The 12001-nt window shown below is 63.4% G+C and carries 9 protein-coding genes and 1 riboswitch; of the genes, 2 read left to right on the top strand and 7 right to left on the bottom strand.

What is annotated here, in order from left to right; all coding sequences use genetic code 11:
- Positions 1-50: 50 nt before the first annotated feature.
- Both RT460_RS18925 and ahcY read right to left on the bottom strand, forming a co-directional pair.
- Positions 51-290 carry a hypothetical protein gene (locus RT460_RS18925; protein ID WP_313321276.1) on the bottom strand — a complete coding sequence of 80 codons (240 nt, stop codon included), beginning with the start codon at positions 288-290 and terminating at the stop codon, positions 51-53.
- A gap of 713 nt (positions 291-1003) precedes the next feature.
- A complete protein-coding gene (gene ahcY / locus RT460_RS18920; protein ID WP_313321275.1) occupies positions 1004-2449 on the bottom strand; it encodes an adenosylhomocysteinase in 1446 nt (481 codons plus the stop codon).
- A 32-nt stretch (positions 2450-2481) separates the two neighbouring features.
- Positions 2482-2595, bottom strand: a riboswitch (S-adenosyl-L-homocysteine riboswitch).
- A gap of 114 nt (positions 2596-2709) precedes the next feature.
- On the opposite strand from ahcY, the gene RT460_RS18915 reads away from it, so the two are divergent.
- Both RT460_RS18915 and ppc read left to right on the top strand, forming a co-directional pair.
- Complete coding sequence (locus RT460_RS18915) at positions 2710-5211, top strand: prolyl oligopeptidase family serine peptidase (protein WP_313321274.1); 2502 nt, start codon at positions 2710-2712, stop codon at positions 5209-5211.
- 350 nt (positions 5212-5561) lie between these two features.
- Complete coding sequence (gene ppc / locus RT460_RS18910; RefSeq protein ID WP_313321273.1) at positions 5562-8273, top strand: phosphoenolpyruvate carboxylase; 2712 nt, start codon at positions 5562-5564, stop codon at positions 8271-8273.
- Positions 8274-8499: 226 nt separating this feature from the next.
- Here ppc and RT460_RS18905 read toward each other — a convergent pair whose 3' ends face one another.
- The 5 genes from RT460_RS18905 to RT460_RS18885 all read right to left on the bottom strand — a co-directional run.
- On the bottom strand, positions 8500-9021 hold the full coding sequence (locus RT460_RS18905) for an acyl-CoA thioesterase (protein WP_313321272.1): 522 nt from the start codon (positions 9019-9021) through the stop codon (positions 8500-8502).
- Positions 9022-9201: 180 nt separating this feature from the next.
- Positions 9202-10104, bottom strand: coding sequence for a phosphatidate cytidylyltransferase (locus RT460_RS18900; protein WP_313321277.1), 903 nt, complete (start codon positions 10102-10104; stop codon positions 9202-9204).
- 77 nt (positions 10105-10181) lie between these two features.
- Positions 10182-10775, bottom strand: coding sequence for a lysophospholipid acyltransferase family protein (locus RT460_RS18895; protein ID WP_313321271.1), 594 nt, complete (start codon positions 10773-10775; stop codon positions 10182-10184).
- A complete protein-coding gene (locus RT460_RS18890; RefSeq protein WP_313321270.1) occupies positions 10775-11398 on the bottom strand; it encodes a CDP-alcohol phosphatidyltransferase family protein in 624 nt (207 codons plus the stop codon). Before RT460_RS18890 ends, RT460_RS18895 begins: the two co-directional genes overlap by 1 nt.
- Before the next feature lie 409 nt (positions 11399-11807).
- A partial coding sequence (locus RT460_RS18885; protein ID WP_313321269.1) for a methionine adenosyltransferase domain-containing protein occupies positions 11808-12001 on the bottom strand: 194 nt, incomplete at its 5' end.

The following is a 12001-nucleotide window of genomic DNA, read 5'->3' as shown; positions in this document are numbered from 1 at the left end:
GCTTATGCCGCTACATTAACCGCGTGACCTGAGCAGAAAGCGGTGGGTCATTACATTGCTGCCAAATACGCGGCATATCCGCCGACAGCGAATGAAATCAGGGAGAGCCCGATCACCACGATCATCGCTATTCCATTTGCTGTCTGCGTCTGTCCGACGAAAAGCGCAATGCAGACCGCGACCAGGCCCGCGGAGAAGGCCAGTAGAAGAAGCTTGATGGCGGCAGCTGCATCTTTGGCAGCGGATTCGATCTTGTGGTTCTTGTTGAAGCTGACGTTCCCGAAATCCATTGCGGTCCCCTTGGTTGCACAGCTTCAGCCCCCGAGCCTGCACATCCGGCAGGTCAACAGGTTCTGGGTCAATGAAGTTTCCCCCGGCAGGTGTCCAGTGATTCCGAAAGTTTTCGGTTGCCGGGGCCCGCCAATGCGAAAGCTAACATTAAAATCAGACGGCGAGGACTGCCACAACGCAACTGGATCGATCGTATGGATCAAAAAGGTATTGGGGGATATCAAGCACAGGTACGGCGCCATCACGGGGACCAGGGAAAACCACGGTTTACGCTCGGGGAGCGATCCTTGCCCTCCCTTTTGAGGGGCGTCGTCTCCCATCTACGGGGGAGAGGGCGGTCAGCTCATGGGATTATCGAGTCGACACAGGGAACTGACACGCTGTGGCGCGGGACGTCATCCCCATGTCGTAGCCTGAGGATGCGCAGAGCAGCGAGAGCTGTTGTTCACCCCGCACCCTTGTCGGTTGCTTGTTGCTAACGGGGCGCATCGATTGAACAGGCTCGACGCCGCCAACAAAACGGGCGCCTTGCGGCGCCCGTTCTTTGCAAAGCTTGCCCTCACCCCAACCCCTCTCCCGCGGGCGGGAGAGGGGCTCAATCGGTAGTGCCGAGCCATGCTCGGCAGGAGGCTTTACGAGCGAACAGCTGCCCTCACCCCAACCCCTCTCCCGTGAACGAGAGAGGGGCTTAGGCAAATGCAGGTCAAAGCGATCAATAGCGGTAGTGGTCCGGCTTGAACGGGCCGTCGACCGGCACGCCGATGTAGTCGGCCTGTTCCTGGCTCAGGGTGGTCAGCTTGACGCCGATCTTTTCCAGGTGCAGGCGGGCGACTTCTTCGTCCAGCTTCTTCGGCAGCAAGTACACCTTGTTCTCGTAGCTGTCCTTGTTCGCCCACAGGTCGATCTGTGCCAGGGTCTGGTTGGCGAAGGAGTTGGACATCACGAAGCTCGGGTGGCCGGTGGCGCAGCCCAGGTTGACCAGGCGGCCTTCGGCCAGCAGGAAGATCGCATTACCGTTCGGGAAGATGTACTTGTCCACCTGCGGCTTGATGTTGACGTGCTGCACGCCCGGGAAGGCAAACAGTGCATCGACCTGGATCTCATTGTCGAAGTGGCCGATGTTGCAGACGATGGCCTGGTCCTTCATCGCGCTCAGGTGCTCGATGCGGATGATGTCCTTGTTGCCGGTGGTGGTGACATACAGGTCAGCACGGCCCAGGGTGGATTCGATGGTGTTGACCTCGAAGCCTTCCATCGCCGCCTGCAGGGCGCAGATCGGGTCGATTTCGGTGACCACCACACGTGCGCCATAGGCACGCAGCGACGCCGCGCAGCCCTTGCCTACGTCGCCGTAGCCGCAGACCACGGCAACCTTGCCGGCCAGCATCACGTCCATCGCGCGCTTCAGGCCATCGGCCAGCGACTCGCGGCAGCCGTACAGGTTGTCGAACTTGCTCTTGGTGACCGAGTCGTTGACGTTGATGGCCGGGATCAGCAGGGTGCCGGCCTGGGCCAGCTGGTACAGGCGGTGCACGCCGGTGGTGGTCTCTTCGGAGACGCCCTTCCAATCCTTGACCACGCGGCCCCAGTAACCCGGGCGCTCGGTGGCAACGCGCTTGAGCAGGTTCTTGATGACCTGTTCTTCGTGCGAGGACGCCGGCTCGTTGACCCAGTTGCTGCCGTTCTCCAGCTCGTAGCCCTTGTGGATCAGCAGGGTGACGTCGCCGCCGTCATCGACCACCAGCTCCGGACCGGTCAGGGTGCCGTCGGCCAGGGTGAAGGTCAGCGCGTCCAAGGTGCAGTCCCAGTATTCTTCCAGCGACTCGCCCTTCCAGGCGAAGACCGGCGTGCCGGTGGCGGCAATCGCGGCGGCAGCGTGGTCCTGGGTCGAGAAGATGTTGCACGAGGCCCAGCGCACGTCGGCGCCGATGTCCTTCAGGGTCTCGATCAGCACCGCGGTCTGGATGGTCATGTGCAGCGAACCGGTCACGCGCACGCCCTTCAGCGGCAGCTCGGCCTGGTACTTGCGGCGGATCGACATCAGGCCCGGCATTTCGTGCTCGGCGATGTCCAGTTCCTTGCGGCCCCAATCGGCCAGCGAGATGTCACGAATCTTGTAATCACCTTCCTGAGAGAAGGTAGAGGCAACAGCGTTCATTCAAAGCTCCGGTGTGGTGCGAGCAGGCTCGCGTTCGCCGGGCGCCGTTGTTGCAGAAAGACCGTCCGAGCCTGGCCGTTTGGGCCCATGCAAGACATGGGTGCGTGTGGACAGGTCCACCAACGGTCGCAGCGCCCCTCGGAACGTGGCGGCCATTATATCCCGCCAGGGCATTGGCTCCACCGGCCCAACCATCGGCAGGGGCCAGCGCTGATGGGGATTGTTAAGTTGCAGGATTGTCCAAGCGCTTGAGGATTGTCATGAACCTGTCCCGCCCCCGTCGTCGCCGTGTTTCGGCCACCCTGGTCCTGTGCGCCGGCCTGTTGCTGGCGGTGCCGCCGGTGATGGCGCTGAGCCCGGTGCCGGCGCAGCAGGGCGCCCGGCAGGGTGACGGTTACCGCCTGCCGTCAGCGGCGCTGCAGGCCGTGGTGGACGCCCCGCGTGCGCCCAGTCTGTACCTGTCGCCCAAGCGCGACCTGACCGCATTGCTACAGACCCCGGCGCTGCCCTCCATCGCCCAGGTGGCGGCGCCGGAGCTGAAGCTGGCCGGCCTGCGCATCAACCCCAGGACTGTCTCTGACAGCCGCTTCTCGTTCGGCAGCAAGCTATGGCTGGCGTCTACCGTTGACGGCAAGGAACGCCAGATCACCGGCTTGCCGCAGCCCTTGTCGGTGGCTTCGCTGGCCTGGTCGCCGGACCAGAAATACCTCGCCTTCAACCAGTTGGACCCGGCCACGGGCAGCAACGAGCTGTGGCTGGTGGATGTGCAGACCGGCAATGCACGGCGCATCGCCGAGCGGCTGAACAGCATCGTCGGCAATGGCTATGCCTGGCTGCCGGGCGGCGATGCCTTGCTGGTCATGCAGCGGCCGGCCGGGCAGGGGCAGCCGCCGCAGGGTGATGGCACGCCGACCGGGCCTGCTGTGCAGCAGACCGAGGCAGGGCCGGGCGTGCGTTCGGTGCGTACCTACCAGGATCTGCTGAAGAACGAAGACGATGCGCGCCTGTTCGAGTACTACATGCAGGCACAGCCGATGCGAGTGTCGATCACCGGCGACAGCAAGCCGGTTGGCGCTGAAGGCATCTACCTTGGCCTGTCGGCCTCGCCGGATGGCAACTATCTGCTGAGCCAGCGCGTGCAGCGGCCGTTCTCCTACGCAGTGCCGGTCAGTCGCTTCCCGCGCACCATTGAAGTGCTGGATGCGCAGGGCAAGGTCGCGCATACCGTGGCGCACCTGCCGCTGGTGGATGGCCTGCCGACCGGCAACGATGCAGTGCCCACCGGCGTGCGCTCGATCAGCTGGCGCACCGATGCGCCTGCCACGCTGGTATGGGCCGAAGCACAGGATGGCGGCGACCCGTCGCGCGAGGCCAAGGTGCGTGATGCGGTACTGATGCAGGCCGCGCCCTTTGAAAAGCCGCCGGTGACGCTGGCGCAGCTCGGCTCGCGTTTTGCCGGTGCAACCTGGGCCAATGGCGAGCTGGCGTTGCTGGATGAGTACTGGTGGAAGAGCCGCCAGGTGAAGCAGTGGAAGATTGCGCCGGACCATCTGGACCAGGCCGCAGCACTGCTGGTCCAACGTTCGGAAGACGATCGTTACAGCGATCCGGGCGAGCCGGTGCTGCAGATGGACGAACGTGGCCGCGCGCGTCTGCAGCTCACTGCCGATGGCAGCGGCTTCTACCGCATTGGTGATGGCGCATCGGCCGAAGGTGATCGTCCGTTCCTGGATCGCGTCGATCTGGCCAGCGGCAAGAGTGAGCGCCTGTTCCACTCGCAGGCACCGTATTACGAAATGCCGTTGAGCATCATCGAAGGCGAGGCTGGCCGCATCCTGATTTACCGCGAATCCAACGATGTGCCGGCCAATCTGTTCTCCCGCGGGTTGGCAACCGACGCGCAGTCGGTCGAATTGACCCACTTTGCCCATCCGCTGCCACAGCTGAAGGGCGTGAAGAAAGAACAGATCCGCTACAAGCGCAACGATGGCGTCGAGCTCACCGCTGACCTGTTGCTGCCGCCGGGTTACGACGCGAAGAAGGATGGCCCGCGGCCGGTGCTGATGTGGGCTTACCCAGCCGAGTTCAAATCCGCCGCCGATGCCAGTCAGGTCAGCGGCTCGCAGTATCGCTTCAATGCCATCAGTTATTGGGGGCCGCAGGCTTTCCTGGCCAAGGGCTATGTGGTGTTGAACAACCCGACCATGCCGATCGTCGGCGAGGGTGACACCGAGCCGAACGACACCTATGTGCAGCAGTTGGTTGCCAGTGCGCAGGCGGCGGTGGATGAAGTGGTGAAGCGCGGTGTCGGCGATCGCGAACGCATTGCCGTGGGTGGCCATTCCTATGGTGCGTTCATGACCGCCAACCTGCTGGCGCATACGCGTCTGTTCAAGGCGGGCATCGCGCGGTCGGGCGCTTACAACCGCACGTTGACGCCGTTTGGCTTCCAGGCAGAGGAGCGCAATTATTGGCAGGCGCAGGACGTGTACCAGAAGATGTCGCCGTTCAATTACGCCGACAAGATCAAGGATCCGATCCTGTTCATCCATGGCGTGGACGACAACAACTCCGGAACCTTCCCGATCCAGAGCGAGCGCATGTTCGCGGCGGTGAAGGGCTTGGGCGGCACGGCGCGGTTGGTGATGCTGCCGAACGAATCGCATGGTTATCGCGCACGCGAATCGATCATGACCATGCTGGCTGAAAGTGAAGACTGGCTCGACCGTTGGTTGGGTGCAGAGGCCGGCAAGAAGCGCTGACGCGTTGCCCGCCCTTGCACCTTCGGCGCAAGGGCGGGAATGCAGTGCCGAGCCATGCTCCGCATTTGGCCTCACCCGTAGTGCCGAGCCATGCTCGGCAGAGGCGTTACCAGGAAACCCAATGTAGTGCCGAGCCATGCTCGGCAGAGGCGTTACCGGTAATGCCCCATGCCGAGCATGGCTCGGCACTACAGGTCTACGGATGACCTGTCCGGCACGCCTTTCTGTCCGAAAGGACAGCTGCCAGACAACATTCAAATGCAACTGTTTCAGGTTTGGTGCACCGCAAAATTGTGCCGATTTTTGCGGTAGGCTTGACGGGTTTCCGCTCTTCAGGCTCTCCGTCTTAGATGAACGAGTACCGCAGCAGCGTTGTCTTCGCCACCCCCGATCTGCCCTTGCGCGATGATGTGCGACGCCTTGGCGCACTGGTCGGCGATCTGATTTCCGAACAGGTATCACCCGGCTTCCTCGACGAGGTGGAGGAGGTGCGTACCGCCGCCATCGCCCGCCGCGAAAGCCAGGCGCCGTTGGCGCCGCTCAGCGCACAGTTGGCCGGCCGCTCGCCGCGCGATGCCGAGGCGCTGGTGCGTGCTTTCAGTACCTATTTCCAGGTGGTCAACATCGCCGAGCGCGTGCACCGCATCCGCCGTCGTCGCGACTACCAGCGTGCGGGCACCAAGCGGCCCCAGCCTGACGGCCTGCATGACGCACTGCTCGCGCTCAAGGCGCAGGGTGTGACGCCCGAAGAGTTGTCACAGTGGCTGCCGCAGATCGATATCGAACCGGTGTTCACCGCGCATCCTACCGAGGCCGTACGTCGCGCTCTGTTGGAAAAAGAACAGTTGATGGTGGCGGCCCTGGTCGACAACCTCGACGGCCAGCGCACCCCGGGTGAACAGGCGGCCGATGCGGCACGTTTCCGCATGGCGCTGACAGCGTCCTGGCAGACAGCAGATTCCTCGCCGGTACGTCCTACCGTGGATGACGAGCGCGAGCACGTCGGCTTCTATCTCACCCGCGTGTTGTACCGGGTGATCCCGGTGTTCTACGAGTCGCTGGAACAGGCACTGCGCGACACCTGGGGGCGCACCCTGCCATTGCCGCGCCTGCTGCGCTTCGGCACCTGGGTGGGCGGTGACATGGACGGCAATCCCAATGTCGATGCCGGCACCATCACTGCTACCTTGAATGCGCAGCGCAGTGCCGTGCTGGGGCTTTACCTGAAGGACATGCAGGCCTTGGCCAGCCTGCTCAGCCAATCGACCGATCTGGTCGGCGTCAGCGATGCGGTGTTGGCGCGCGTGCAGGAATACCAGCAGTTGCTGCCGCAGGTGAAGTCGCGCCCGCGTCATGCCGACATGCCGTACCGCCTGCTCAATGACCGCATGCGCGCGCGCCTGCAGGCCACGCTGGAAGATGCGGCGGGCGCCTATGCATCACCGGAAGAGTTCATCCACGACATCCAGCTGATCCTGGACAGCCTTGAGGCCAACAAGGGCAAGCATGCCGGTTGGTTCTCGGTGCGCCGCCTGTTGTGGCGCGTGCGCACCTTCGGCTTCCACCTGGCGCGTCTGGACGTGCGGCAGGAGTCCAGCGTGCACTCACGCGCGCTGGCTGAAGTGCTGGGCGGGCAGGAGGCATTCGACGCGCTAGACGATGCCGCGCGCGCGCAGTTGTTGTCGCCGTACGCGGCAGGCACCGCAGTGCTGGCGCAAGGCGAGGCCGAGGCCGGCCAGCGCCTGGACAAGGTATTCGCCGCGCTGGCCGATGCGCGCCGCCGCCACGGTGCCGATGCGCTGGGCAGCTACATCATTTCGATGGCGCACGATCGTGGCGATGTATTGGCGGTGCTGGCCCTGGCACGACGTGGCGGCCTGCTGGATGCCGACAACGCGGTGCCGCTGGATATCGCACCGCTGTTCGAAACCGTCGACGATCTGCAGCGCGGCACCGCAACCCTGCACGATCTGTTGGCTGACCCGGTCTATCGCGCACATCTGGCCGCACGCGACAACGTGCAGATGGTGATGCTGGGCTATTCGGACAGCGGCAAGGACGGCGGCATCGCCGCCTCGCGTTGGGGCCTGCAACATGCGCAGGTCGAACTGCTGGACGCTGCTGCCGAATACGGCGTCAAGCTGACCTTCTTCCACGGCCGCGGTGGCTCGATCAGCCGCGGCGGCACCAAGACCACCCATGCGGTCAACGCGTCACCGCGGGGCAGCATAGGTGGCCGCTTGCGCGTCACCGAGCAGGGCGAGGTGATCCACCGCAAGTACGGCATCCGCGCATTGGCGCTGCGTTCGCTGGAGCAATCGGCCGGTGCGGTGTTGCGCGCCAGTTTGCGTCCTCGTGCCACTGAGCCACGCGAGGAACAGTGGAAGCCGGTGATGGCACTGGTGGCTGAAAAGAGTTCGGCGGCGTATCGCGCGTTTGTTGGCGATGCGCAGTTCATGAACTACTTCCGCCAGGCCACGCCGATCGATGTGATCGAGCGTATGACGTTGGGTTCCCGCCCCTCGCGGCGATTGGGCCAGGATGCGGCGCTGACCAATCTGCGCGCCATCCCCTGGGTATTTGCCTGGAGCCAGGCGCGCGCGGTGATCCCCGGCTGGTTCGGCGTGGGTAGCGGCCTGCAGGCTGCGGCCGATGCCGGGCATGAGCAGACATTGCGCGAGATGGCGCACGACTGGCCGTTCTTCGAAACCTTCCTCGACGATATGTCGATGGTGCTCAGCAAGGGTGATATCCACATTGCCGAGCAGTTCTCCAAGCTGGCCGGCCCGCTGCACGAGCAGTTCTTCCCGTTGATCCGCGAAGAGCTGGCGTTGACCGCACATTGGGTGAAGCGCTTGAGCGGCCAGCAGGAATTGCTGGAACAGGACCCACGGCTGGCCCTGTCGATCCGCCTGCGCAACCCCTACATCGACCCGATCAGCATCCTGCAGGTGGATCTGTTGCAGCGTTGGCGAGCAAGTGATCGCCAGGACGAAGGCCTGCTACGCGCGTTGGTAGCCTGTGTAAACGGCGTATCGCAAGGCGTGCAGAACACCGGCTGAGCCCGCTTTTTAGTGCCGAGCCATGCTCGGCAGAGGCCTCACCAGCAATCCAAAACTGTAGTGCCGAGCCATGCTCGGCAGAGGCATCACCAGCAATCCCAGACTGTAGTGCCGAGCCATGCTCGGCAAGGGGCCTTCACCAGTAAAGCCTCTGCCGAGCATGGCTCGGCACTACAGATGTCCGGATGCCTTGCCAGCCTGGCGGTTTACGCCGGTCCTACCAAGTTTACAGCGCAGCCACTGGCATATCCGCCTCACCCGACGGATTGCTCTTGAGCAGCTCCAGATGCCGCTGTTCCATCTCCTGGCGCAGTTGGCGACGGATCTGTGCAGCAGCAAAGCGGCGCTTCTCGTCGCTGGTTGCCGGCTCCAGCGGCGGCACCGGTGTGGGCCGACCATCGTCATCCACTGCCACCATCGTGAAGAAGCAGCTGTTGGCGTGGCGCACCGCGCCCTTGCGGATGTCCTCGGCCACGACCTTGATGCCGATCTCCATCGAGGAGTTGCCGGTGTAGTTCACCGAGGCCAGGAAGGTAACCAGTTCGCCGACCGCGATTGGCTGGCGGAAGGTGACCTGGTCCACCGACAAGGTCACCACGTAGTTGCCGGCGTAGCGGCTGGCACAGGCATAGGCCACCTGATCGAGCAGGCGCAGGATCGCGCCACCGTGGACCTTGCCGGAGAAATTGGCCATCTCCGGCGACATCAACACCGTCATCGACAGTTGGTGGGCTTTATGTTCGTTCATGGGAGCTACTGCGACTGCGGGATGAGCAGGCTACTCCAGCCGGCGTGCAGGCGGTAGGCACACCCGCGCTCCCCTGTGGAGCCGAGCCATGCTCGGCTGGGGCCTTACCGGTAGAGCCTCTGCCGAGCATGGCTCGGCACTACAGGGATCCGGCATTTGCAGGGCTGAACCGTCCTGGGCTTACTGGAAGTTGTAACGCACCACGTGGAAGAACACCGGCGCGGAGAACACCACCGAATCCAATCGGTCGAGGATGCCGCCGTGGCCTTCGATCATCTCGCCCCAGTCCTTGGCGCCCAGGCTGCGCTTGACCGCTGACAGCGCCAGCCCGCCGAGGAACCCGCAGATCACGATCAGCAGCGACAGGTACGCAGACTGCAGTGGCGAGAACGGGGTAATCCAGTACAACGCAGCGCCTACGCCAGTCGCTGCCAGGCCACCACCGACAAGGCCTTCAACGGTCTTGGAAGGGCTGACCAGTGGGGCCAGCAGGTGTTTGCCAAACAACTTGCCGAACACGTACTGCAGCACGTCGCTGAGCTGTACCACCAGCAGCAGGTAGAACAACAGCATCAGGTTCTGGCCTTCGTAGCCGGGGATGCGCAGCAGCATCAGTGCCGGCGCATGGCTGAGGCAGAACACGGTGAGCATCACGCCCCACTGGATCTTGGTGTTGCGCTCCAGGAAGTTCTCGGTGTCACCGGACAATGCCGATATTGCCGGCAAGGCCAGGAAGCCGTACACCGGGATGCACATGACGAACAGGCCGTACCAGTCGATGCCGATCAGCCAGTACTGCAACGGGATGGCGATGTAGAAACACAGGCACAGTGCAAGGTGATCGCCGCGCCGTGTTGGCGTCAGTGAAATGAATTCACGCAGGGCGAAGAACGACAGCAGTCCGAAGAACACCAGCGTGGCGATCTTGCCCAGCAGGAAGCAGAACAGCAGCACCCCGGCCATCACCCACCACGCGCGGATGCGCGCGTTGAGGTTGTCGACTACCGAACCGGGTTTGATCCGGCCGAGGATGAAGCCGATCAGGCTGGCCAGCACCAGCACACCGATCACGCCGCCGATCATCCACCAGAAGCTGGGTGGGGCGCGGTCGATGGCCTGCTGCAGGAAGCTGCCCAGCGGCAGTTGTTGGAAGACGTTGTTCATGCCAGCTCCACCACGGCGTTGCGGGCGCGTTCCAGGAACTGCGCCTTGTCCTCATCGGGAATGCGATTGAGCGGGGCGCCAAAGCGCGCCGTGCACACCAATGGCACGGGAACCAGGCTGCCCTTGGGCAGCGCGCGGCGCGCGTTGTCCAGGTACACCGGCACCAGCTCGACATGTGGGTAATGCTGGGCCAGATGGAACAGGCCGGCCTTGAAGGGTTGCGGCAGGGGTTCGTGGTTGCGGGTGCCTTCCGGGAACAGGATCAGCGAGTCACCCGCATCAAGTGCGTCATGCAACGGCTGCAGCGGATCGCCAACGCACTTGCTGCGGTCGCGTTCGATCAGCACGGCATTGAAGCCCTTGTCGGCGATGACCTTGCGCACGCCCTTGCTCCAGTAGTCGCGAGCAGCCACCGGTCGCGTACGTTCCCGCAGTGGCGGTGGCAGGGCGGACCACAGTGCCACCGTATCCAGGTGGCTGGCGTGGTTGGCAAAGTAGATGCGCTGGGTGTCGTTGGGACGGCTGCCGACCCAACGTGGGTAAGCGCCAATGAATACCTTGACGGCGGCGACCAGCAGACTCGAGAGCATCAGGACCTAGCCTTGAGTTGCGCGGCGATGGCGCGGGTGCGGGTAATGCAGGTCAGCAGTGAGCCGGCGGCGATGATGATGGCGGCGGCAGGCAGCACGTAATGCGTATGCGAAGTGAGCTGCTCGACGATCGCCAGTACGCAGGCGGCGGTCATTACAGCCATGCGGTGCTGTTTGGCCATTGGCCCGCGGAAGTCCTGGGTCAGGCCGAGGCTGGCACCGGACAGGCGTACATAAGCGGTGAGGGCGGCGAGCAGGGCGCCCAGCCAACCCAGCCAAGGCATGCCCGCTGCATAGCCCAGGGCAACGATCAGCAGCGAGTCGGCAATGCGATCGGGATACTCGTTGTAGAGCGCGCCGGTGGGCGTCTGCTTGCCGCCTTCCATTGCGACCATGCCGTCAAGCAGGTTGCAGATCAGGCGTAGCTGGATACCGACGGCGCATGCAATCAGGCCTGGTATGCCGGGGCAATAGAGCAGGGCGGCAGCACCGCCAGCAGCGAAGAAGATGCTGAGTACCGAAATCTGGTTCGGTGTGATCGAGGAGCGTGCCAACGCGGCGCTGAGGGCACGGGCCCAGCCGGTGGAACGGGCGGCAATTGGTCTACGGTCTTCCTTTCCCATGGGCCGATGGTAGTGCATTGGCGGTGATAGGGGACAGATTGGATGGCGTTGTGGCGGTAGAGGAGGGGAGGCTGGTGTTGAAGATGTACGGGTTGGGCTTTCCAGCTTTTGCTTTCGTTGCGGCTTTGGCTCTGGCTCTGGCTCTGGCTTTGGCTTTGGCTTTGGACGTACCTTCTCCCGCTTGCGGGAGAAGGTGCCCAGAGGGCGGATGAGGGGGCTTGGGGCTTCTTGCTTTGGCTTTGGCTGAAGCGAAAACCAAAACCAAAACCAAAACCAAGGCGCCCTCATCCCAACCCTTCTCCCGCAGGCGGGAGAAGGGCTAGAGCCAAAAACCAAAACCAAAGCAACAAGCACAACAAAGAAGGCCGCCCTCGCGGGCGGCCTTCTTTGTTCAAACTTTGGTGCAGCCTTACTTCAGCTTTGCAGCCTTGCGCAGGGCTTCTGCACGATCGGTCTGCTCCCACGAGAACGCGGTTGCATTCTGGGTCTTGCCATCGCCGTCGACGTACGAGAATTCCTTCGGCTTGCGGCCGAAGTGGCCGTAGGCCGCGGTCTGCTGGTACATCGGGTGGATCAGGTCCAGCATCTTGATGATGCCGTACG

It is taken from the genome of Stenotrophomonas sp., from assembly GCF_032061965.1.
In the GTDB taxonomy this organism is placed as follows: domain Bacteria; phylum Pseudomonadota; class Gammaproteobacteria; order Xanthomonadales; family Xanthomonadaceae; genus Stenotrophomonas.
The sequence above is the reverse complement of the archived record's forward strand: the minus strand, read 5'-3'. Positions and strand labels throughout refer to the sequence as shown.